General features: G+C 53.3%; 21 protein-coding genes and 1 other RNA gene. 7 read left to right on the top strand and 15 right to left on the bottom strand.

Annotated features, from left to right (window positions below; genetic code table 11):
- Positions 1-176 precede the first annotated feature (176 nt).
- The 3 genes from J2X14_RS13685 to J2X14_RS13675 all read left to right on the top strand — a co-directional run bounded on the left by J2X14_RS13685 (position 177) and on the right by J2X14_RS13675 (position 1,305).
- Positions 177-530 carry a hypothetical protein gene (locus J2X14_RS13685; protein ID WP_352411739.1) on the top strand — a complete coding sequence of 118 codons (354 nt, stop codon included), beginning with the start codon at positions 177-179 and terminating at the stop codon, positions 528-530.
- Between the two features lie 148 nt (positions 531-678).
- Positions 679-1,059: an Hha toxicity modulator TomB gene (gene tomB, locus J2X14_RS13680; RefSeq protein WP_352411738.1), complete on the top strand. Its 381-nt coding sequence runs from the start codon at positions 679-681 to the stop codon at positions 1,057-1,059.
- 27 nt (positions 1,060-1,086) lie between these two features.
- Positions 1,087-1,305: an HHA domain-containing protein gene (locus J2X14_RS13675; protein WP_071883698.1), complete on the top strand. Its 219-nt coding sequence runs from the start codon at positions 1,087-1,089 to the stop codon at positions 1,303-1,305.
- A 39-nt stretch (positions 1,306-1,344) separates the two neighbouring features.
- Here J2X14_RS13675 and ffs read toward each other — a convergent pair.
- Positions 1,345-1,441, bottom strand: an RNA gene (gene ffs / locus J2X14_RS13670) — signal recognition particle sRNA small type.
- 208 nt (positions 1,442-1,649) lie between these two features.
- Here ffs and J2X14_RS13665 point away from each other — a divergent pair.
- Positions 1,650-1,958 (top strand): MGMT family protein, encoded by a 309-nt coding sequence (locus tag J2X14_RS13665; protein WP_352411737.1) that lies wholly within the window; start codon positions 1,650-1,652, stop codon positions 1,956-1,958.
- 30 nt (positions 1,959-1,988) lie between these two features.
- On the opposite strand, the gene J2X14_RS13660 is transcribed toward J2X14_RS13665, so the two are convergent.
- On the bottom strand, positions 1,989-2,543 hold the full coding sequence (locus J2X14_RS13660; protein WP_352411736.1) for a YbaY family lipoprotein: 555 nt from the start codon (positions 2,541-2,543) through the stop codon (positions 1,989-1,991).
- A gap of 215 nt (positions 2,544-2,758) precedes the next feature.
- Here J2X14_RS13660 and tesB point away from each other — a divergent pair, with 215 nt between their 5' ends.
- Complete coding sequence (tesB, locus tag J2X14_RS13655; RefSeq protein ID WP_352411735.1) at positions 2,759-3,619, top strand: acyl-CoA thioesterase II; 861 nt, start codon at positions 2,759-2,761, stop codon at positions 3,617-3,619.
- A 51-nt stretch (positions 3,620-3,670) separates the two neighbouring features.
- On the opposite strand, the gene amtB is transcribed toward tesB, so the two are convergent.
- The 5 genes from amtB to J2X14_RS13630 all read right to left on the bottom strand — a co-directional run bounded on the left by amtB (position 3,671) and on the right by J2X14_RS13630 (position 9,630).
- The gene (amtB, locus tag J2X14_RS13650) at positions 3,671-4,954 is read right to left on the bottom strand and encodes an ammonium transporter AmtB (protein WP_352411734.1); all 1,284 of its coding nucleotides are present in this window, start codon (positions 4,952-4,954) and stop codon (positions 3,671-3,673) included.
- A gap of 35 nt (positions 4,955-4,989) precedes the next feature.
- Positions 4,990-5,328 carry a P-II family nitrogen regulator gene (glnK, locus tag J2X14_RS13645; RefSeq protein WP_007886947.1) on the bottom strand — a complete coding sequence of 113 codons (339 nt, stop codon included), beginning with the start codon at positions 5,326-5,328 and terminating at the stop codon, positions 4,990-4,992.
- Between the two features lie 249 nt (positions 5,329-5,577).
- Positions 5,578-7,347 carry a SmdB family multidrug efflux ABC transporter permease/ATP-binding protein gene (locus tag J2X14_RS13640; RefSeq protein WP_352411733.1) on the bottom strand — a complete coding sequence of 590 codons (1,770 nt, stop codon included), beginning with the start codon at positions 7,345-7,347 and terminating at the stop codon, positions 5,578-5,580.
- Positions 7,340-9,115 carry a SmdA family multidrug ABC transporter permease/ATP-binding protein gene (locus tag J2X14_RS13635; protein WP_352411732.1) on the bottom strand — a complete coding sequence of 592 codons (1,776 nt, stop codon included), beginning with the start codon at positions 9,113-9,115 and terminating at the stop codon, positions 7,340-7,342. The genes J2X14_RS13640 and J2X14_RS13635 overlap by 8 nt, the downstream gene beginning before the upstream one ends.
- Positions 9,116-9,168: 53 nt before the next feature.
- Positions 9,169-9,630, bottom strand: coding sequence for an Lrp/AsnC family transcriptional regulator (locus J2X14_RS13630; RefSeq protein ID WP_352411731.1), 462 nt, complete (start codon positions 9,628-9,630; stop codon positions 9,169-9,171).
- Between the two features lie 116 nt (positions 9,631-9,746).
- On the opposite strand from J2X14_RS13630, the gene J2X14_RS13625 reads away from it, so the two are divergent.
- Positions 9,747-10,784: a PLP-dependent cysteine synthase family protein gene (locus tag J2X14_RS13625; protein WP_352411730.1), complete on the top strand. Its 1,038-nt coding sequence runs from the start codon at positions 9,747-9,749 to the stop codon at positions 10,782-10,784.
- A gap of 122 nt (positions 10,785-10,906) precedes the next feature.
- Positions 10,907-11,602 (top strand): 7-cyano-7-deazaguanine synthase QueC, encoded by a 696-nt coding sequence (gene queC / locus J2X14_RS13620; protein ID WP_352411729.1) that lies wholly within the window; start codon positions 10,907-10,909, stop codon positions 11,600-11,602.
- Between the two features lie 43 nt (positions 11,603-11,645).
- Here the strand turns inward: queC and J2X14_RS13615 are convergent, their stop codons facing one another.
- The 8 genes from J2X14_RS13615 to tig form a co-directional block, all read right to left on the bottom strand.
- Positions 11,646-12,044 carry a YbgC/FadM family acyl-CoA thioesterase gene (locus tag J2X14_RS13615; protein WP_352411728.1) on the bottom strand — a complete coding sequence of 133 codons (399 nt, stop codon included), beginning with the start codon at positions 12,042-12,044 and terminating at the stop codon, positions 11,646-11,648.
- 108 nt (positions 12,045-12,152) lie between these two features.
- Complete coding sequence (locus J2X14_RS13610; protein WP_352411727.1) at positions 12,153-12,548, bottom strand: ComEA family DNA-binding protein; 396 nt, start codon at positions 12,546-12,548, stop codon at positions 12,153-12,155.
- Positions 12,549-12,687: 139 nt separating this feature from the next.
- Complete coding sequence (ppiD, locus tag J2X14_RS13605; RefSeq protein WP_352411726.1) at positions 12,688-14,556, bottom strand: peptidylprolyl isomerase; 1,869 nt, start codon at positions 14,554-14,556, stop codon at positions 12,688-12,690.
- 246 nt (positions 14,557-14,802) lie between these two features.
- Positions 14,803-15,075 (bottom strand): nucleoid-associated protein HU-beta, encoded by a 273-nt coding sequence (gene hupB, locus J2X14_RS13600; RefSeq protein ID WP_038627591.1) that lies wholly within the window; start codon positions 15,073-15,075, stop codon positions 14,803-14,805.
- A 213-nt stretch (positions 15,076-15,288) separates the two neighbouring features.
- Positions 15,289-17,643, bottom strand: a complete 2,355-nt coding sequence (gene lon, locus J2X14_RS13595; RefSeq protein ID WP_352411725.1) for an endopeptidase La — start codon at positions 17,641-17,643, stop codon at positions 15,289-15,291.
- A gap of 189 nt (positions 17,644-17,832) precedes the next feature.
- The gene (gene clpX, locus J2X14_RS13590) at positions 17,833-19,107 is read right to left on the bottom strand and encodes an ATP-dependent protease ATP-binding subunit ClpX (RefSeq protein ID WP_085067710.1); all 1,275 of its coding nucleotides are present in this window, start codon (positions 19,105-19,107) and stop codon (positions 17,833-17,835) included.
- Positions 19,108-19,236: 129 nt separating this feature from the next.
- Positions 19,237-19,860, bottom strand: a complete 624-nt coding sequence (gene clpP, locus J2X14_RS13585) for an ATP-dependent Clp endopeptidase proteolytic subunit ClpP (RefSeq protein ID WP_352411724.1) — start codon at positions 19,858-19,860, stop codon at positions 19,237-19,239.
- Between the two features lie 340 nt (positions 19,861-20,200).
- Positions 20,201-21,505 (bottom strand): trigger factor, encoded by a 1,305-nt coding sequence (gene tig / locus J2X14_RS13580; protein ID WP_352411723.1) that lies wholly within the window; start codon positions 21,503-21,505, stop codon positions 20,201-20,203.
- Positions 21,506-21,611: the final 106 nt, after the last annotated feature.

Here is a 21,611-nt window from a genome sequence, read left to right as displayed (position 1 = left end):
TTTCAGCTAAATAGAGTAAATTCAACGCACTAACTTTACGCACGCTAGACTAAAGTAGAGGAAAGCGTGACATTGTTTTGCAGGAAATTAGGCCCATCTTTAATTAACCTGACTTGCCTTCTGGGGCGCTTAATCTCATTATTATCTTAAGTTTTAGTCAACGCTGCGGAGGTAAAGTGCGAAAAATTATCCCGTGTGATATTTTGCAAGATGATAGAAACCCGCTAAAATTAGAAAGTATCATTCTACAGAATATTCCCAAAATAGAAAAATTGCTGATTGGCGATCTGCAATGGTATTCGCAAAATGCGCTATTCGTTCCAGGATCGATTAACGTTATTTCTGTAGAGCCAGTGAGTAATGCCAGATATAAATTGTACTATCAGTATGACTGGAATGTATTCAATCCGTGCCTTGACATTAATCAGACGGAAACCCAGCGGGAAAGCGTTGAATTCGAGGTAATTGCTGGCGCGCTGGCGTTTGACTTTATTCATAATGCACGCCCTTCAACCGCCGATGAACTATAACTTTACTCATACCTTATCTGAAAAGAGCAAGCTTACGTTATATTTACCTTGTCTGTTTAACTAACGAATCTTAATATTAACCCTGAAGTACAGTGCTTTTTTCGCTGTTTAGCATGCAGACAATGGTCGATGTATGGAGGGAAAAAAGATGGACGAATACTCACCGAAACGGCATGATATTGCCCAATTGAATTTCTTGTGTGAGAATCTGTACGACGAAAGTATGGCAACGTTGGGCGACAGCCATCACGGCTGGGTCAATGATCCTACGTCTGCTTCTAATTTACAGCTTAATGATCTGATTGAACATATTGCTTCATTCACGATGAATTATAAAATAAAGCATGCTGAAGATGAGTCACTCATTGTTCAAATTGATGATTATCTTGATGATACCTTTATGCTTTTCAGTAATTACGGCATTAATGTTCAGGATTTGCAACGTTGGCAGCGTTCCGCCAGGCGTTTGTTTAACCTTTTCGCAGAAGAGTGTGCTCAGCTTCCTTTACAGCCTAGCCATTCGTTTTAGCAACCGTTCATTTATTATGGTTTAACCATGACAGAAAAAATTATGACCAAAACTGACTATCTGATGCGTTTAAGACGTTGCCGATCAATTGACACACTTGAGCGTGTTATTGAAAAGAATAAATATGAATTACCGGATGATGAACTGGCTGTTTTTTATTCCGCGGCCGATCATCGTTTGGCTGAATTAACCATGAACAAGCTATACGATAAAGTGCCTGTATCTGTATGGAAGTATGTACGTTAAGGAAATAATAAATGGCGGGGTGGGTAAAAATGGTGGGGGCCCTGCCAGCTACATCCCGGCACACGCGTTACCTGCTGCGGCTGCTTCCTTCCGGACCTGACCGAGTTCACAAGTTAGCGTTGCGGGAGAACCAACAGGGCCCCCATTGACGCGCTCCGTTACAGAGCGGGGGCATTATCAATGATGCATGGGGTAAATGCAAGCCGCACGCCCGCAACCGTTGTTTTATTAAACAATCCCGCATTTTATTTACTCATTTTCCTGCGCGACGGTTTTATCTTGCTCAACCATTCCTTCTGACGCTGCTTTTTGCGACGATAATGCGCAAACATAAAGGAGCCGCCATGGAAAACGATTCTTTCACACAGCGTGTGATTCAGGTCATCGCCGCTATTCCCTGCGGAACGGTTGCCACCTATGGCGACGTAGCACGACTGGCTGGCTCGCCGCGAGCAGCGCGTCAGGTTGGCGGCGTGTTGAGGCGGTTGCCCGCAGAGAGCCGCCTCCCCTGGTATCGTATTATCAATCGTCATGGGCATATCTCGCTGCAGGGTGATGATTTATTACGCCAGCGTGATGCGCTGGAAGCGGAAGGCATTGAAATAAGTGACGATGGGCAGGTGGATTTGGCGCGCTATCGTTGGCAGTGGTAAAGGCCAGCAACGCTGGCCTGATAAACGTCTTTAATAACTGGTTGGTGCCGGTACCGATGAGGATGGCGTGACCTGCGTTGGCGAGGTTGCCGGCACGGTCGTCGCTGCGCCGCTTTGGGTCGGCATGGCAACCGACGTTGCAGGCACCAGCGTTAAATCAATCTTCTTCCCGCCATCATTAATTGCCGGTTTAACCGACTCGGTCATAAAAATGACCTTATTATCCAGCGTGATCGCAGCACTTAACAGAATCCGCGCGTCAGGCTGAATATCGGCTGGGTTAAATGGCAAGGTGAAGTGGAAAGGCGCCTGCTTGCCTTCGGTCAACACCACACGCTGCGCCAGCACTTTGGCCGGGGCGTTAGCTAGCGAGGCGTCTGACAGCGTAACCGTCAAGGCGGCATCGGGCGGCAATGCGACTTTCTGTTGAATATAAATGGAACCGCTCACGTTTGGCTGGGCAATAACCGGTTTTCCTGATAACTCTGCGCCCGGCGTTGGAACGGGAATATTTGCACTTTTATCTGCACAACCTGCAAGGGCAACGGCCAGCGCTGCTCCGCTCATTACATGCCAGAATTTCATTGATAACCTCTCCTTCTGATCAATGTCGTGTCGGCGACAAATTGGCCGAAACAGCTATAAGACGCTGTATGTGCTTAATTCTGGCACAGGATCCGCTTTTTTGCCTGGCAGTGGCGGCGTTCATTTTTATTAACTGAACCTTTAGCGTCTGGCAGAGTTGCAGGCGCTGGTCGGATCTCGCAAACTAAACCGGTAACGTTATCGAGGAACCGCTTATGAGCCAGGCTTTAAAAAACTTAGTTACGTTGTTGCAGCTGGAAAAACTAGAAGAGGGCCTGTTTCGCGGCCAAAGCGAAGATTTGGGCCTGCGCCAGGTATTTGGTGGTCAGGTCGTTGGCCAGGCTCTGCATGCTGCCAAGCAAACCGTGCCTGTCGAACGTAATATTCACTCTTTTCATAGCTACTTTTTACGGCCCGGCGACAGCCAGAAAGCGATTATTTACGATGTCGAAACGCTGCGTGATGGTCACAGTTTTAGCGCCCGCCGCGTTGCCGCCATCCAAAACGGCCAGCCTATTTTCTATATGACTGCCTCTTTCCAGGCGCCGGAGCCCGGTTTTGAACATCAAAAGCCGATGCCTGAAGTCCCAGGCCCGGAAGGCTTACCCAGCGAAACGGAAATTGCCCAACAGCTGGCCGCCATGATCCCGGAGAAAGTCCGCGCGAAATTCCTTGCTGAGAAACCATTCGATATTCGTCCGGTCACCTTCCATAACCCGTTAAAAGGCCACGTTGACGCGCCGACGCGCCAGGTGTGGCTACGCGCCAATGGTGCGATGCCTGATGACGCCTCTGTCCACCAATATTTGCTGGGCTACGCTTCCGACCTCAACTTTCTTCCGGTGGCGCTTCAGCCGCATGGCAAAGGTTTTCTTGAGCCGGGCATGCAGGTAGCCACAATCGATCACTCGATGTGGTTTCATCGCGCCATCAATTTAAACCAGTGGCTGTTATACAGTGTGGAAAGCACGTCCGCCTCAGGCGCGCGTGGCTTTGTTCGTGGCGAGTTTTATACCCAGGAAGGTGTCTTGGTGGCGTCCACCGTACAGGAAGGCGTTATGCGGCAACGCAGTTAAGGCAAAAAAGGACGATGCCAGGCATCGTCCTGTGCTTCTGCTTAGCGCCATTTACTGATTATAGGCGTTCTCGCCGTGGCTATTAACATCAAGCCCTTCGCGCTCCTGCTCTTCCGGCACGCGCAGCCCCACCAGCATATCCGCAACTTTGAAACCGATAAAAGCGACCACGCCGGTCCAGGCGATGGTTAACACAACGCTCAGGAGCTGTACCCAAATTTGATGTCCCATGGTGACGCCCTCGGCATAGCCGACGCCGCCCAGCGACGAAGAGGCAAAAACGCCGGTCAGAATACAGCCGATAATGCCGCAAACGCCATGTACGCCAAATACGTCGCAGGGATCGTCAACGCGCAGCCATTTTTTCAGCACCGTAACGCCCCACAGGCCGCCCAGGCCGCCGATCAAGCCAATCATCAGCGCGCCGCCAGGGCCAACGTAGCCGCAGGCAGGCGTAATTGCCACCAGACCTGCGATAAAACCGGAGCTGGCGCCAAGCAACGAGGGCTTGCCACGCAGCGCCCATTCGCCGAAGGTCCATGACAGCACCGCACCCGCCGTCGCTACCACGGTATTCAGGAAGGCCAGCGCCGCAATTTCGTTTGCCGCCGCCGCAGAGCCTGCGTTAAAGCCAAACCAGCCCACGTAAAGGATGGCCGTGCCGGTAAACACCATCGGCAGATTGTGCGGTTTAAACGCTTCTTTGCCAAAGCCTGCGCGTTTCCCTACCAGATAAGCGCCCACCAGACCGGCAACGGCAGCGTTAATATGCACCACGGTTCCGCCAGCAAAATCCAGCGCGCCATCCTGCGCCAGGAAACCGCCCGCCCAGACCATGTGCGCAATAGGCAGGTAAGCCAGCGTCAGCCAGATTGCCACAAAGATCAGAACGGCGGAAAAGCGGATGCGCTCGGCGATGGAGCCAACAATCAGCCCAACGGTAATACAGGCAAAAGAAGCCTGGAACACCACATGAATATATTGATAGAAGGTGCCGCTCAGATCCGTCAGGCTGATGTTCTTCAGCATCAGCCAGTTCAGGCCGCCAAAGAAGTCGTTACCTTCGCTAAACGCCAGCGAATAGCCATACAGCACCCAGATCACGCAAACCATGGCGAAGGTAACGGACACCTGCGTCAGCAGGGAAAGCACGTTTTTAGCACGGATCAGGCCGCCGTAAAACAGCGCAATCCCAGGAATCGTCATAAACAGCACCAGCGCGGTGCAAATCATCATAAAGGCGTTATCCGCCTTATCCGCAACGGCAGGTGCCGCCATCGCCAGCGATGGTAACAGCGCCAGGCCAGCAAGGCCTTTGGTCATTAATTTATTCATTTTATTCCATCCCATCACAATACCCAGAATCCGGCTTACAGAGCGGCTTCGTCAGTTTCACCGGTGCGAATACGGATAACGCGCTGTAGCTCAGCAACAAAAATTTTACCGTCGCCAATTTTGCCGGTGTAGGCCGCCTTGCTGATAACATCAACCACTTCATCCAGTTGATCGTCAGCGATGGCGATATCGATTTTGACCTTCGGCAAAAAATTGACGCTATATTCAGCGCCACGATAGAGTTCGGCATGGCCTTTTTGTCGGCCAAATCCTTTTACCTCTGTGACGGTCAGGCCCTGGATGCCGATAGAAGAGAGCGCTTCGCGCACATCTTCCAGCTTGAATGGCTTGATGACTACGGTAACCAGCTTCATACGCTCCCCTTACTTGATCAGGTTGGTCAGGCATCTGACCTGACAGGAGTAAAGCAAAGGCTGTGCCAGCTATGTCGGAAAGTGAAAACAGCGTGGGGAAAGCGCGCGGTGAGGGTAAAAATGCCCGTTAAGCAGCCAGGCGCAGGTCTGGAGTAAGAAAAAACGCACCTTGATGGTGCGTTATAACCTGATGATGTGCACTGACAGGGAAGAGGCTGACAATCGCGCCTGAAAAAGGTGCAAAACGCGTCAGGTCCCTTCGGCAATGCCCGCAGTCAGTTCACTGCCCGCCTGCTGCAATTGATACATCTGCCAGTAACGTCCCTGCTGCGCCAGCAGCTGAAAGTGCGTGCCGCGCTCAACGGCCTGCCCGCGGTGCAGCACTAAAATCGTATCGGCTTCGGTAATGGTTGAGAGACGATGAGCAATCACCACCAGCGTGGTTTTCTTTCTCACTTCCTGCAGGGCGCGCTGAATCGCCTGCTCGGTGCCGGAATCGATATTGGCCGTCGCCTCATCCAGAATCAGGATTTGCGGCTCAGCCACCAGCACGCGCGCCAGCGCCAGCAGCTGCTTCTGCCCGACCGAGAGATTATTGCCCTGCTCATTCAGGCGCGTATGGATGCCGTCCGTCAGGCCGCGCGCCAGCGCCGCCAGCTGCACCGCTTCCAGCGCCGCCCATACCGCCTGCTCGCTGATATCCCGCCCCAGGGTAACATTGGCAAAAAAGCTGTCTGCCAGCACCACCGGATCCTGCTGCACCATCGCCACGCTCTGACGCAACGCCTGATGGCTGAAGGTTTCCAGCGGGCGTCCATCCAGACAGATACGCCCGTGCGTCACCGGGTAATAGCCCATTAGCAGACTGGCAAGCGTACTTTTGCCGCTGCCGGTATGGCCGACCAGCGCAACAAAGCTGCGTGAAGGAACCTGCAGTGAAATATCCTCCAGCACATTGCGCCCTTCGCGATAGGCAAAGCTAAGATGGTCGATATCGATGCGGCCGCTTTGTAACGGCTGAGCTTGCTGGCCGTAATGCTGACGCGGCGCATCCATTAATTCAAAAATGCGTTCGCCAGCGACGATCGCCTGCTGCAGCATCGATTGCTGCGTCGTTAACTCAATCAACGGTTCATTTAAGCGCCCCAGATAGCTGATGAAGGCGTACAGCACGCCGACCTCAAATACGCCCACCGAGGAGAAACTAAACAGCATCAACAGCCCGCATAAAATGGCGGCGGAAAACAGGCTTAGCAACGGACGCAGCAGAAAACCATCCAGCCGCAGAGTCTCCATACGCGCCAGATAGTGTGAGCGACTCGCCTCCCCTATCCGCTCGCCAAAACGCGCCTGCTGACGGAACTGCTGGATAACGCTCATGCCGTTAATGACTTCATTAAAGCCATTATTGATATCAGCCAGATAGCTGCGAACCCGCCGCACAATCGGCGTACTGTAACGCTGATAAATCAGCATCACCGTTATCACCAGCGGGAAAATCACCACGGCCACCAGCGCCATCTGCCAGTCCAGACTAAACATAGCGACCAGCATGGCGCCAATCAGCGCGGCGCTGCGCAATACGGTCGCCACTACCGTAACCCAGAGATCTTTGATCACTTCGGTATCGTTGGTGACGCGCGAAATAATCTGCCCTACCGGCTGCTGATCGAAGGCGCTGAGAGGCTGACGCAGAGCCGCATCCATAACATCGGAGCGCAGGCGCTGAACCACGCCCACCGCCGCCTGGTTAAACAGCAGCGCCTGCCAGTAATGCAGCAGCGCCGCCAGCGCCTGCAGCAGAATAAACGCGCTCGCCAGGCCAACCGCCAGGGCAATCGGCATATGGTGCTTAGCAATCAGATTATCGATAAAATAGCCAATCAGCACCGGGCCCAGCACTTCAGCCGCAGCCGCGGCCCACAGCATTAGCACCGCCATTGAGAGCGCTTTGCGCCAGGGTTTGCCATAGGAGAGCAACCTTTTCAGCGTTGGCCAAAGTTTTTTGTTATCAGCCATGCTGCTTCTCCTCGTTGCTGCCCGCTTCATCCTCATCTAATGCCGCTTCCAGCTGTTGATAGCGATACATATCGCTATACCAGCCCGCCTGCTGTAACAGCGCATTATGGTCGCCGCGCTGCGCCACTACCCCCTGCTGCATAACCAGTATTTCGCTGGCCTCAGTTAATGCTGACAGACGATGGGCGCTAATAATCACCGTACGTCCCTGGCCCCAGTGGCGTAGGTTATGCAAAATTTGATGCTCGGTGCGCCCGTCTACCGCCGAGAGCGCGTCATCCAGAATCAGAATCTCCGCATTCAGTAACAGCGCGCGGGCGATAGAGATACGCTGTTTCTGCCCGCCGGAGAGCATCACGCCACGTTCACCTACTTCGGTTTCATAGCCCTGCGGCAAACGCAGGATATCTTCATGCACGCTTGCCAGCTGCGCCGCACGCTCGATCTCATCGCGGCTGGCTCCGGGGCGGCCCAGCGCAATATTATTCGCGACGGTATCGGAGAACAGAAACGGTGTTTGGTTCACCACCGCCAGCCGTCCACGCCAGCTATCAATACGCAACTGCGTCAGCGGGATAGCGTGATAACGAATATCCCCCTGGGAAATATCGAAATGGCGCTGAATCAGGCTCAGCAGCGTACTTTTGCCAGCACCGGTTGGGCCGCACAGCCCCAACATCTGACCGGGCTTGAGATTAAAGTTAAGGTTTTTTAACGCCGGTTTTGCGTTGCCCGGATAGCTGAACTCACGGATCGCCACCTGTAGCACGCCCCGCCCTTCCGGCAGGACTTTAGTGCCATCCGTTACCGCTGGCGCTTCTGACAACAGCGAACGGATTCGGCTCCAGGCGGCGCTGCCGCGCTCAACAATGTTAAACATCCACGCCAGCGCCAGCATCGGCCAAATCATCAGGCCCAGATACATCACGAAACTGGTTAACTGGCCCAGCGTCATCTGCTGATGCCACACTAACCAGCTGCCGCCGCCGATCGCCAGCAGATTGGATAAACCAATCGCAATATAGATAGTGGGATCGAAACGGGCATCCACGCGCGCCACGCGTAAATTTTTCTCACCGGCATCGGCCGCTATCGTCGCAAACTGGCGCGACTGATGATCTTCCAGACCAAACGCTTTCACCATGCGGATACTGGTCAGGCTTTCCTGCGCCTGATCGTTAAGCGAGGAGAACGCCGCCTGCGCATGCTTGAACCGCTGATGCAGCTGCGTGCCATAGCGCTTAATCATCAGCGCCATAACGGGCATCGGCACCAGCGCCAGCAGCGTAAGCTGCCAGCTGATTTGCGTACTCATCACAATCAGCACCGCGCAGCCCATTACCAGCGAATCCACCAGCGTCAGCACCCCTTCACCGGCGGCAAACACCACGCGATCGACATCATTTGTCGCGCGCGCGATAAGATCGCCGGTGCGGTGACGCAAATAAAATTCCGGATGCTGTCGACTCAGCTGGCGATAAAAATCTTCCCGCAGCTCGACCGCCAGCTGATAAGAGGCACCGAACAGCAGCACGCGCCAGACGTAGCGCAGCAGATAAACCACCAACGCGGTCACCAGCATAATGCCGATCCACATCATGATGGAGCCCGCGCTCAGGCTATGCAGCGTTACGCCATCCACAATGATGCCAACGATTTTAGGCGGCAGCAGCTGCAAAACCGCAATCACGATTAACAGAGAAACCGCGCCAAGATAGCGCCGCCACTCACGAAGAAAATACCAACTTAACTGGCTAAACAATCGCACAAAAAATTGTCCTGCAGGGTTAAATGATCAGCCGGGTAAGGCTGCAGAAAAGATCAGGGTTCAACCGGTAATGCCGTGGTGTATTTTATCTCTTCCATGGCAAAACTGGAGGTCACGTCGATAAGGCCGCTAACGCCGTTGACCAAACGTTTATAGAGCGCATCATACTGCTTCATATCGGCAACCTGGATGCGTAACAGATAATCATACTCGCCCGCCATACGATAAAACGCCATGACTTCGGGCTGAGCCTGCACCACGCTAACAAACTCCTGATACCATTCACGACTGTGCTGTTGCGTTTTAATCAGCATAAACGCGGTTAATCCCAGCCCCAGTTTTTCACTGTTCAGCAGCGCTACGCGCCCGCGAATAATGCCATCATCTTCCAGCTTTTTAAGCCGTTTCCAGCAGGGAGTGGTCGTCAGGTTAACGGCATCGGCTAACGTCTGCAGCGATAACGTACAATCCTTTTGCAACAGCGCCAGCAGCTTACGATCAATTTTATCTAACACCGGCCACTCCTGGAGAATGTTTTGCTATGGACGCTCTATTATACAGGAAATAAGGCAAACTTTTTTTCCGCAGAATGCCTTACCCTAATTGCGTTTATCAATGGGGGAACAGCATCATGAGCAGCCAGTGGGTTAAACAGGCGATTAATGAAATTAATGCGGATTTTCAGCGCTCCGCCGAAACGCATCTGATCCGTTTTACCCTGCCCCAGTTTCCAGGCATCTGGTTTTATCTTAAGGATGAAAGCACGCATCCCACCGGTAGCTTAAAGCATCGTCTGGCCCGGTCGCTGTTTCTCTATGGCCTGTGTAACGGCTGGATTAAGCAGGAAACCACCATTGTCGAAGCGTCCTCCGGCAGCACCGCCATTTCCGAAGCTTACTTTGCGCGTCTGCTTGGCCTGCCGTTTATTGCCGTCATGCCCGCCAGCACTGCGCGCCGCAAAGTGGAACAAATCACCTTTTACGGCGGTCAGTGCCATTTTGTGCAGGATCCCTGTGCCATTTATGAGGAAGCGGAGCGGCTGGCACGCGATCTCAACGGCCATTTTATGGACCAGTTCACCTATGCGGAACGCGCGACCGACTGGCGCGGCAATAATAATATCGCCGAAAGCATCTTCCGCCAGATGGCCAGCGAGCCGTTTCCGGTGCCGGAAACCATTGTAATGTCTGCCGGTACCGGCGGCACCTCCGCTACCATCGGGCGCTATTTACGCTATCAGGGACATGCCACGCGTCTGCTGGTGGTGGATCCGCAAAACTCCGTTTTTCACGATTACTGGCACCAGCGCGATGCCACCTTGCGTAGTCCCGGCGGCAGCCGCATTGAGGGCATTGGGCGTCCGCGCGTTGAGCCCTCATTTATTCCCGACGTGATTGACGAGATGATGCGCGTTCCCGACGCCGCTTCTGCCGCCGCCATGCATTACCTCGCCCAGATTCTTGGCCGCAAACCTGGCGCCTCCACCGGCACCAATTTTTGGGGCGTGATTCAGGTGGCGCAGCGTATGCGCCAGCAGCAGCGTAAAGGCGCGATTGTCACGCTGTTATGCGACAGCGGCGAGCGCTACCTGGACACCTGGTACGATCCGCAATGGGTGGCAAGCCAGGTTGGCGACCTGACGCCGTGGCTGAACCAGCTGAACGGTTAACCCGACGCAGGCATTTAAAAAACGCAGCCGCAACGCGCCGGGGGCTGCACAGCCAGTACGGGCTACCTTTCTTGCCTCGCAGGCATTACCATAAGCCCGAACAGGTTTAGTAAGGCGAAAAAATGAAACGAGCAGTGGTAGTTTTCAGCGGCGGGCAGGACTCCACAACCTGCCTGATTCAGGCGTTAGCGCAGTATGACGACGTTCACTGCGTGACCTTTGATTATGGTCAGCGTCATCGTCAGGAGATCGACGTTGCGCGTGAACTGGCCATCAAGCTGGGCGCCCGCGCCCATAAAGTGCTGGACGTTACGCTGCTGAATGAACTGGCTATCAGCAGCCTGACGCGCGATAACATCCCGGTACCGCAATATGACGCCAACGCCAACGGCTTGCCGAGCACTTTTGTGCCGGGACGCAATATCCTCTTTCTTACTCTGGCCTCAATTTATGCTTATCAGGTCGAAGCGGAAGCGGTGATTACCGGCGTGTGCGAAACGGATTTTTCTGGCTATCCGGATTGCCGCGACGAGTTTGTTAAAGCGTTAAATCATGCCGTGGCGCTGGGTATGGCGCGCGCCGTACGTTTTGAAACCCCCTTGATGTGGCTGAACAAAGCAGAGACCTGGGCGCTGGCAGATTACTGGCAGCAGCTGCCTTTGGTTCAGCAAGAGACGTTGACCTGCTATAACGGCATCAAAGGCGACGGCTGCGGTGAGTGTGCGGCCTGTCATCTGCGGGCGAACGGACTAAAAAACTATCAGGACGATTCCGCTGCGGTAATGCAGAGCATGCGGCAGAAAACCGGATTACATTAAGCCATCAGATGAACAACAGCCGGGCCCTCCCCGGCTGCTATCGTCAGCTCAGCAGCGTTTCCATGCGCCTCAGCAGTTCTCCCTCCAGCGGCAACGCCTTTTGCGTAGCCAGGTCGATACAGACGAAGGTCAGGGTCGCATCGGCAATCGCCGCGCCATCTTCTTGCAGCGTCACCTCCTGACCAATAACGCCGCTCTTGCTGTTCAGCTGCAGCAGCCGGCTATTGATACAGAGCACATGGCCCAGCAACGCCGGACGTCGATAGTTGATATTGATATTAACCACCACAAAGGCCAACTTGTTTTCCATCAGCCAGTGAAACGCGTTTAACTTCTCCAGCCATTCCCAGCGCGCCTCCTCAAGGAATTCCAGGTAGCGCGCATTATTGACGTGTTGATACACATCCAGATGATAGCCACGTACTTTTATTAATGTCTGCATAGCGCCTTGCCTTATCAATGTTTAAGGTCATACGATCTGGTATGACCTCTTGAGATTAGCAGCGGCGCGGCGTGCCTGGAAAAGTTGTCATGCGCGCTGGGAACAGGATCACAATTTAAGCCGTGACAGATTACGCTCCACCAGCGCGCTGCCGATTCCCGGCACCTCTTTTAGCTGCTCCAGCTCGGTAAAGGGGCCAAATTGTTGACGATAGCTCACAATCGCTTCCGCTTTTTTTAAGCCAACGCCGTTCATGACCGCAGCGAGCTCCTGTGCCGATGCACTGTTGATGCTAACCGTCGCCTCGGTGGAGGGGGATGACGTCGCGCCGCGGGTGGCCGCTGGCGTGGGATTAGCTTTGCTGGCGGGTTTGGTTTGAACGGCGCTGCTGGCTGCCCCGCTGGTGCTTTCCTTAGCCGCCAGCGCGCCGGGCGCCGTAAGTGTCCAGCAGAACGCGCCCATGGTTAATGATAAACAGAGCGCTGAAAGAAAGTTCTTTTGCATGCTGATTTCTCCTTGTGTGTAACAGCAGGAGAAACAGTAAAGGTCGGTGGCGCGGAAGACAAAAGGCAAAGTTATGATGTGGAAAAGGCCGCGAAAGCGGCCTTTTGATTTGCAACGGATTGCATTTTTTATGCGAGACTTACTGCATTTGTACCGCAGCGCCGTACTTGATTTTCGCATCCTTACGCAGGTTGCTTAACAACGCATCAAAAACGATCTGCGCGTTATTTTGCGTAATGCCCTGCGCCATCGCTTTTTTCTGCTCGTCTGGCAGGCTTCCGGCTTTTACTTCATCCAGCGCCAGCAGCACAACATTGCCCTGCATATCTTCGCTGGTGCCATAAACGACTTTACCCGCCTGCGGCTGCGGCAGTGCAAACAGCGCCTGGACAATCGCATCACGGTCGTTACGGGTGAAGGTTTTCGCTTCGCCAAACGTCAGACCCGAAGCCTTCAGGGCATCCTGTTTGCCCGCTTTCAGCTCGGCAAGGATTTTTTCCGCCTGCGCTTTAGCCTGTTTTTCCGCCTTATCATGCTTCAGCGTATCGGCGATTTGCGCTTTGACTTCATCCAGCGCTTTGATCGCTTCCGGCTGATGCTGATTAACACGCAGGATAAAGGCGCGATCGCCCTCAACGGTGATCATATCGGAGTTGCTGCCCGGCGTACCGTTTTCACCCTGCAGATTACCGTTGAAAATCGCGTCGATCACCGGCTTAAAGTTCAGATCTTCCGGCACGTTGTCACGGCCAAACCAGCCGGTCTCAACGGCCTTCACGCCTGCCGCCTCTTCTGCGCTGGCTAACGATTCGTTATCGTTGCTCGCCGCATCGCTGACTTTCTGCTGCAGCTTATAGTAAGCATCCAGCGCTTTTTCCTGTTTCACTTTATCCGCGATGACGTCATGCACTTCCGCCAGCGGTTTAATCTGCTCTGGCTGAATATCATCCAGGCGCACAATCAGGAAACCCACGGAAGATTTCACCACGCCCGACAGCTCTCCTTTGCTGGTCAGGTTAGCCTCTTTCAGCTCATCCGGCGTGGAAGCCGGTTCCAGCCAGCCCATATCGCCGCCCTTGCGCGCCGAGATCGGATCGGCAGATTTTTCTTTAGCCAGCGTGGCAAAATCCGCGCCCTGCTTCAGCTGATCCAGAATAGCCTGCGCATCCGCTTCGCTTTTAACCTGAATAATGCTGTAGCGATTACGCTGCGGTTGGGCATACTCGGCTTTGTGCTGCTCGTACCAGCTCTGGATATCCGCTTCACTGGCGTTTTCCTGCATGCTGGCCGCATCAAGCTTGATATAGCTTACGCGGAACTGCTCCGGTGCCAGGAAACTGTTTTTGTGCTGGGCATAGTAGTTTTTGATTTCATCATCATTAACCTGCTGCGTGGCCGCCAGGGCATCCACGTTCAGCGTCGCCTGACGCACCACACGTTGCTGAGAAACCAGCGCTGCCAGCGCCTCGGTTTCACCGTTCAGCATAAAGTCAGTACCGGCAATAGCGGAAATCAGCTGCTGCGTGGTTAGCTGCTTGCGCAGCGCTTCAGCATACTGATCGGCGCTGAAGCCCATGTTATTAATCAGCGCGAGATATTTGGCGTTATCAAATTTACCGTTGGTCTGAAACGCAGGCTGAGTGAAGATCGCCTGTTTGATCTGCTCATCGCTGATGGCCAGATTCAACTCTTTGGCATACTGATCCAGCAGCATCTCATCCACCAGCTGTGACAGCGCTTGCTGACGCATCTGCTGCATATAGCCCGCATTACCAGCCAGCTGCGAGAACTGCTCGCCCAGCATCTGCTGTTGGCGGCTACGCTCGTTGTTAAAAGCGCGATCCAGCTGGGCGCGACCAATTTCCTGGCCGTTGACTTTGGCTGCGTAATCGCCACTGCCGCCGATCAGATAGTTGCCAACGCCGGTCAGCACGAATGACAGGATAATCAGTCCCAGAATAATCTTGAGCACGACATGATTCGACGCCGCGCGTAAATTGTCCATCATGGTATGACAACACTCCGCTGTAATGTGAATGTAAACCTCACGCAGGCACCCATCCTTGCAGGCGTGCGCGTTGCTGCTTTCAGGCCGACTAGTAGCTGGCTATGTTCTGACATCCATCGCTGACGTTTGTCACCTGTCAGAATAAAAAAGGCACATCATTTGTCTGATGTGCCCGTATGTTACATGAGAACGCCATAGCCGTCCTCACTCCACCAAAGAAATTGCTTTAATGGAGCTGACCGTAAATCAGTTCACCGCGTCTTTCAGCGCTTTACCGGCACGGAAGCCAGGTACTTTGCTTGCTGGGATGGTAATTTCTTTACCTGTCTGCGGGTTACGGCCGGTGCGCTCAGAACGTTCACGCACGGAAAACGTACCGAAGCCAACCAGAGCCACTTCTTCGCCTGATTTCAGGGAATCAGAAACTGAACCAATAAATGCATCTAAAACACGTCCTGCTGCCGCTTTAGAAATATCAGCGTCTGCGGCAATTTTGTCGATCAATTGTGACTTATTCACTCTATTCATCCCCTCTTTTATTATTCACTATCGCAGCCGACTTCCAGCCAGACGCGAATGCGCAGCCAGTTATAGCAAGGTTGTTGAGCCGAAACAACGGGAATTCTCTGGGTCGCTGTTTCAACAGCCCTCTAAATTAGCGGCACAAAAAAAAGCTGGCAAGCCCGATTTGACTTGCCAGCTGCGCTTTTTAACTGATTTTGTCTTCAGTCACTATTTCGCCGTGGCAACCTGCATCCCGTAGGGTGCATTTTGCAGCGCCAGCGCCAGCACATCCTCGATGCGCTTCACTGGATGAATATCCAGATCGGCCAGCACATTTTCCGGGATCTCTTCCAGATCGCGCTTGTTATCATCGGGGATAACTACCGTTTTAATGCCGCCGCGATGCGCCGCCAGCAGTTTTTCCTTGAGACCGCCGATCGGCAGTACCTGGCCACGCAGCGTGATCTCGCCGGTCATGGCGACATCGGCGCGCACCGGGTTGCCCGTCAGGCAGGAAACCAGCGCGGTACACATGGCAATACCGGCGCTTGGACCATCTTTCGGCGTTGCGCCTTCCGGCACATGCACGTGGATATCGCGCTTCTCGTAGAAATCGCCATTGATGCCGAGTTTCTCTGCGCGCGCGCGTACCACGGTTAAGGCCGCCTGAATCGACTCCTGCATTACTTCGCCCAGCGAGCCGGTATAGGTCAGCTTGCCTTTGCCCGGTACGCAGGCGGTTTCGATGGTCAGCAGATCGCCACCGACTTCCGTCCACGCCAGACCGGTGACCTGGCCGACGCGGTTTTCGTTATCGGCACGGCCATAATCAAAGCGCTGCACGCCCAGGAAATCTTTCAGGTTATCGCCGTTGATTTCGATATGCTTCAGATCTTTATCCAGCAGCAGCGCTTTCACCGCTTTACGGCACAGCTTGGAAAGCTCACGCTCAAGGCTACGCACGCCCGCTTCACGCGTGTAATAACGGATGATGCCGACAATCGCGCTGTCATCTACGCTGATTTCACTCGCTTTCAGCGCGTTACGCTCGATCTGTTTCGGCAGCAGATGTTGTTTGGCGATGTTTAGTTTTTCATCTTCGGTATAGCCGGAAAGACGAATCACTTCCATACGGTCCAGCAGCGGCGCCGGAATATTCATTGAGTTCGAAGTCGCGACAAACATCACATCGGAGAGATCGTAATCCACTTCCAGATAGTGATCGTTAAACGCGACGTTCTGCTCAGGGTCCAGCACTTCCAGCAGCGCGGAAGACGGGTCGCCGCGCATATCGGATGACATTTTGTCGATCTCATCCAGCAGGAACAATGGGTTTTTCACCCCCACTTTCGCCATTTTCTGGATCAGTTTGCCCGGCATGGAACCGATGTAAGTACGACGATGCCCGCGGATTTCCGCTTCATCGCGCACGCCGCCCAGCGCCATACGCACATATTTACGTCCGGTCGCTTTGGCGATCGACTGGCCCAGCGAGGTTTTACCCACGCCCGGCGGTCCAACCAGGCAGAGGATCGGCCCTTTGATTTTATTCACGCGGCTCTGTACCGCCAGATATTCCAGGATGCGGTCTTTCACGCGCTCCAGGCCGTAATGGTCGGTATCCAGCGTTTCCTGGGCTTTACGCAGGTCTTTCTTCACCTTGCTGCGCTCATTCCATGGAACCTGAACCATCCATTCGATATAACCGCGCACCACCGTCGCTTCCGCCGACATCGGCGACATCATCTTCAGCTTCTGCAACTCGGCTTCCGCTTTTTCGCGCGCCTCTTTCGGCATTTTAGAGGCATCGATTTTGCGCTTCAGCGCTTCATATTCATCCGGCGCATCGTCCATTTCGCCCAGCTCTTTCTGAATCGCCTTCATCTGCTCATTCAGATAGTACTCGCGCTGGCTTTTTTCCATCTGCTTTTTGACGCGATTACGAATGCGTTTTTCCACCTGCAACAGGTCGATTTCCGACTCCATCATCGCCATTAAATATTCCAGACGCTCATTGACGTCGGACATTTCCAGCACGGATTGCTTGTCGGCCAGCTTCAGCGGCATATGCGCAGCGACGGTATCGGCCAGACGCGCAGCATCGTCAATACTGTTTAGCGAAGTCAGTACTTCAGGCGGAATTTTTTTATTGAGCTTGATATAGCCTTCAAACTGGTTGATGGCGGTGCGCACCAGCACTTCTTGCTCGCGTTCTTCAATCTCAGGAGAAGCCAGGTATTCCGCCTGGGCGCTGAAATGCTCGCCGTTATCGGCAAGCTGGGTAATACGTGCCCGCTGTAAACCTTCAACCAGCACTTTTACCGTGCCGTCCGGCAGTTTCAGCATTTGCAAAATAGAAGAAACGGTCCCTACGGAGAAGAGATCGTTAATGCCAGGTTCATCCGTTGAAGCCTCTTTCTGTGCGACCAGCATGATCTTTTTATCATGATCCATTGCGGCTTCGAGGCACCGAATCGATTTTTCCCGACCAACAAACAACGGAATTACCATGTGCGGATAAACCACTACGTCGCGCAATGGCAACACAGGGATTTCAATGCGTTCAGAACGCTCAGGATTCATAGAGCTCTCTCTTAGTTTAAAGTCCGCCAGGTGATGGGTACCGCATAGTGCAGGCTATGTGCCAGGGGAACCCACAGGTATTTGAGTATATGGGGATGTTTGCCAGACATTCAATGTCCGAGACGTGAGAAAAGCAAAAGGGGGACAATTTCCCCCTTTTATGACTAACTTGCTGGTTGTGTTGACGAATTATTCGCCAGATGCCTGCTGCGCTTCATGCGTGCCATAGATCAGCATGGGTTTTGACTGTCCTTCAATCACCGACTCGTCAATCACCACTTTTTCTACGTCATCCATGGAAGGCAGATCGTACATCGTATCCAGCAGCGCGGCTTCGACGATAGAACGCAGGCCACGCGCGCCGGTTTTACGGGACATCGCTTTCTGGGCAATCGCCGTCAGCGCTTCATCACGGAATTCCAGCTCAACGCCTTCCAGGTTAAACAGCGCCTGATACTGCTTGGTCAGCGCGTTTTTCGGCTCGCGCAGGATCTGAATCAGCGCTTCTTCGCTCAGCTCATTAAGCGTCGCCACGACTGGCAAACGACCAATAAACTCAGGAATCAGACCAAATTTGATCAGATCTTCCGGCTCGACCTGCTCCAGCAGCTGCCCTTCCGATGCCTTCTGCGATTTGCCTTTTACCGTTGCGCCAAAGCCGATGCCGGAGCCGGTTTCCACACGCTGGGAAATGACTTTATCCAGACCCGCAAAAGCACCACCGCAGATAAACAGGATTTTCGAGGTATCAACCTGCAAAAATTCCTGCTGCGGGTGCTTGCGTCCGCCCTGCGGCGGTACGGCGGCAACCGTGCCTTCAATCAGTTTCAGCAGCGCCTGCTGCACGCCTTCACCGGACACATCGCGCGTAATCGACGGGTTGTCAGACTTACGGGAAATTTTATCAATTTCATCAATGTAAACGATGCCGCGCTGTGCTTTCTGCACATCGTAGTCACATTTCTGCAGCAATTTCTGGATAATATTCTCAACGTCTTCACCCACGTAACCGGCTTCGGTCAGCGTAGTGGCATCCGCCATGGTGAAAGGCACATCCAGCAGACGCGCCAGCGTTTCCGCCAACAGCGTTTTACCGCTACCGGTTGGACCAATCAACAGAATATTACTTTTGCCCAGCTCGATACCGTTGCTGGTATCGCCGTTGCGCAGGCGCTTGTAGTGGTTATAGACCGCCACCGCCAGCACTTTTTTCGCCCTTTCCTGACCGATAACATAATCATCAAGGTGATGGCGAATTTCATGCGGAGTCGGTAACGCGCTACGCTCACGATGCGGCGCGACTTCTTTTATCTCTTCGCGAATAATGTCATTACATAAATCGACACATTCGTCGCAGATATACACTGACGGCCCGGCAATCAGCTTGCGCACTTCATGCTGGCTTTTACCGCAAAAAGAGCAGTACAGCAGCTTCCCTGAACCGTCTTTGCGCTTATCTGTCATCAGCTAACCTCTTCATTTATCTCGTCCGCAGTTAAATGCGGCGATGGCAGTCAGACTGACTGCCCTCATTCGTGGCCACTCTTCACCCGTTATCTGCTGTAACTATAGCGTATGCAGCGGGATGGAGTCTTATTGGCGATGTGTCAGTATGGAATCAACTAACCCATACTCTACCGCCTCACTCGCCGAGAGGAAACGGTCACGCTCGGTATCACGCTCAATTTGCTCCAGCGATTGTCCGGTATGCTCCGCCATCAGTTCATTCATACGCTGCTTAACTTTAAGCACTTCACGCGCATGAATTTCAATATCCGTCGCCTGGCCCTGATAGCCGCCCATCGGCTGGTGGATCATGACGCGGGAGTTCGGCAGGCAGTAACGCTTGCCTTTAGTACCGGCGGTCAGCAGGAAAGCGCCCATTGAGCAAGCCTGTCCCATACAGATGGTGCTAACATCCGGCTTAATAAACTTCATGGTATCGTAAATCGACATCCCTGAGGTGATCACGCCACCCGGCGAGTTGATATACAGATAAATATCCTTTTCCGGGTTTTCTGCTTCCAGAAACAGCATCTGGGCCACGATCAGGTTCGCCATATGATCTTCAACCTGACCGGTAAGGAAAATGACGCGCTCTTTTAACAGGCGGGAATAAATGTCGTAAGAACGCTCGCCGCGCGAGGTTTGTTCGACCACCATAGGCACCAGCGCCATGTTAGGTGCGGAAAATTCACGTTCGCCATTGTATGACATTACCGTCTCCTGGATAAATTTCATTGGCAACATTCTGTACCGATTCTACTGAAGTGAGAACATGAAAACCATGCTTCACATTGCCACTCTCCGACGCTATCCGGACGGTCAATCAGCCAGCTTTTCACTTTTCACGATATTCGGAAAACTATCTGGGGGCATGCGCCCGCTGTTTCAAGCATAACAACGTTTTCTTCAATCGCTAACCCGGAATAGCATCATACCGAATAACCTGGCGCTTAATTAGCCAAAAAGGTACACAAAAAGAGTTTTCTGAGAGGGATAAACAAAAAGCCCGCACCTTGCGGCAGCGGGCTTTCAGTATCTAACACCTGAAAAATCAAGCCATTGAGGTTTGGTTCATCAGATCCTGGAACTTAGTGGCTTTCTCAGTCACTTTCGCTTTTTCCAGTACCGCTTCAACGGCCTGCTCTTCCAGAGCAACGTTGCGCATGTTGTTCATCAGCTCATTATTTTTGCTGTAGAACTCGATCACTTCCTGCGGATCTTCGTAGGCAGACGCCATTTCTTCGATCAGCGTTTTCACGCGCTCTTCATCCGCTTTCAGATCGTTGGTACGAATCACTTCGCCCAGCAGCAGACCCACCACGACGCGACGCTTCGCCTGCTCTTCGAACAGTTCACGCGGCAGCTCCAGCGCCTGGTTCTCATTGCCGCCAAAACGCTGTGCAGCCTGACGACGCAGCACGTCGATTTCGCTGTCGATCAGCGCAGACGGCACGTCGATGTCGTTGGCTTTCACCAGACCGTCGATCGCCTGAGTTTTAACACGGTTACGCACGGCGCCTTTCAGCTCGCGCTCCATGTTTTTACGTACTTCGGCACGCAGACCGGCAACAGAACCATCTTCCACGCCGAAACGCTTGATGAATTCTTCGGTCAGCTCCGGCAGTTCGCGCTCTTCAACTTTCTTCAGCACGATAGCGAACTTCGCGTCTTTCCCTTTCAGGTTTTCCGCGTGGTAATCTTCCGGGAATTTCACATCAATAGTGAATTCGTCGCCTGCTTTATGGCCCACAACGCCATCTTCAAAGCCCGGGATCATGCGGCCCTGGCCCATTGCCAGTACGAAGTCAGAGGCTTTACCGCCTTCAAACTCTTCGCCGTCTACGGAACCGCTAAAATCAACGGTAACGCGATCTTCGGCAGCAGCTTCGCCTTCTTTGTCTTTCCAGGTCGCCTGCTGCTTACGCAGGGTGTCCAGCATCGCGTCGACGTCTTCGTCAGTCACTTCGACAACCGGTTTTTCAACTTCGATTGCGTCCAGACCTTTCAGCTCAACGTCCGGATAGACTTCAAACTCAACAGAGTAAGTGAAATCTTCACCCTGTTTGTATTCGCCCGGTACGTAGTTCGGCGCGCCGGCCGGATTGATTTTCTCTTTGATGATGGCGTCAACAAAGCCGCGCTGCATCAGATCGCCCAGCACATCCTGACGAACAGAGGCGCCGTAACGCTGTGCCACCACGTTCATCGGCACTTTCCCTTTACGGAAACCGTCGATACGCACTTTTTTCGCTACATCGACCAGCTCTTTTTTCACAGCGCTCTCGATGCTGTCAGCAGCGACAGTAATCGTAACGCGACGGCCCAGGCCCTGAGTGGTTTCTACTGAAACTTGCATCTTGTTACCTCAAAAAATCACGAGCTCGGTCAACTTCAGATAGCACAGACAGCAGTCCGCACTATCCAACAACCGGGACGGCCTCTGATGAAGAACCATTCCCTGT

The sequence above is a fragment of the Mixta sp. BE291 genome (genome assembly GCF_031457955.1).
GTDB lineage: Bacteria > Pseudomonadota > Gammaproteobacteria > Enterobacterales > Enterobacteriaceae > Mixta.
Note: the sequence above shows the minus strand (reverse complement) of the source record. Positions and strands in the feature narration are given on the sequence as shown.

Excerpts from the sequence above, each read along its gene's own strand:
- tomB (WP_352411738.1), top strand. The coding sequence starts at position 679 with ATGGACGAATACTCACCGAAACGGCATGATATTGCCCAATTGAATTTC.
- J2X14_RS13675 (WP_071883698.1), top strand. The coding sequence starts at position 1,087 with ATGACAGAAAAAATTATGACCAAAACTGACTATCTGATGCGTTTAAGA.
- J2X14_RS13665 (WP_352411737.1), top strand. The coding sequence starts at position 1,650 with ATGGAAAACGATTCTTTCACACAGCGTGTGATTCAGGTCATCGCCGCT.
- J2X14_RS13660 (WP_352411736.1), bottom strand. The coding sequence starts at position 2,543 with ATGAAATTCTGGCATGTAATGAGCGGAGCAGCGCTGGCCGTTGCCCTT.
- tesB (WP_352411735.1), top strand. The coding sequence starts at position 2,759 with ATGAGCCAGGCTTTAAAAAACTTAGTTACGTTGTTGCAGCTGGAAAAA.
- amtB (WP_352411734.1), bottom strand. The coding sequence starts at position 4,954 with ATGAATAAATTAATGACCAAAGGCCTTGCTGGCCTGGCGCTGTTACCA.
- glnK (WP_007886947.1), bottom strand. The coding sequence starts at position 5,328 with ATGAAGCTGGTTACCGTAGTCATCAAGCCATTCAAGCTGGAAGATGTG.
- J2X14_RS13640 (WP_352411733.1), bottom strand. The coding sequence starts at position 7,347 with ATGGCTGATAACAAAAAACTTTGGCCAACGCTGAAAAGGTTGCTCTCC.
- J2X14_RS13625 (WP_352411730.1), top strand. The coding sequence starts at position 9,747 with ATGAGCAGCCAGTGGGTTAAACAGGCGATTAATGAAATTAATGCGGAT.
- queC (WP_352411729.1), top strand. The coding sequence starts at position 10,907 with ATGAAACGAGCAGTGGTAGTTTTCAGCGGCGGGCAGGACTCCACAACC.
- J2X14_RS13615 (WP_352411728.1), bottom strand. The coding sequence starts at position 12,044 with ATGCAGACATTAATAAAAGTACGTGGCTATCATCTGGATGTGTATCAA.
- J2X14_RS13610 (WP_352411727.1), bottom strand. The coding sequence starts at position 12,548 with ATGCAAAAGAACTTTCTTTCAGCGCTCTGTTTATCATTAACCATGGGC.
- ppiD (WP_352411726.1), bottom strand. The coding sequence starts at position 14,556 with ATGATGGACAATTTACGCGCGGCGTCGAATCATGTCGTGCTCAAGATT.
- lon (WP_352411725.1), bottom strand. The coding sequence starts at position 17,643 with ATGAATCCTGAGCGTTCTGAACGCATTGAAATCCCTGTGTTGCCATTG.
- clpX (WP_085067710.1), bottom strand. The coding sequence starts at position 19,107 with ATGACAGATAAGCGCAAAGACGGTTCAGGGAAGCTGCTGTACTGCTCT.
- clpP (WP_352411724.1), bottom strand. The coding sequence starts at position 19,860 with ATGTCATACAATGGCGAACGTGAATTTTCCGCACCTAACATGGCGCTG.
- tig (WP_352411723.1), bottom strand. The coding sequence starts at position 21,505 with ATGCAAGTTTCAGTAGAAACCACTCAGGGCCTGGGCCGTCGCGTTACG.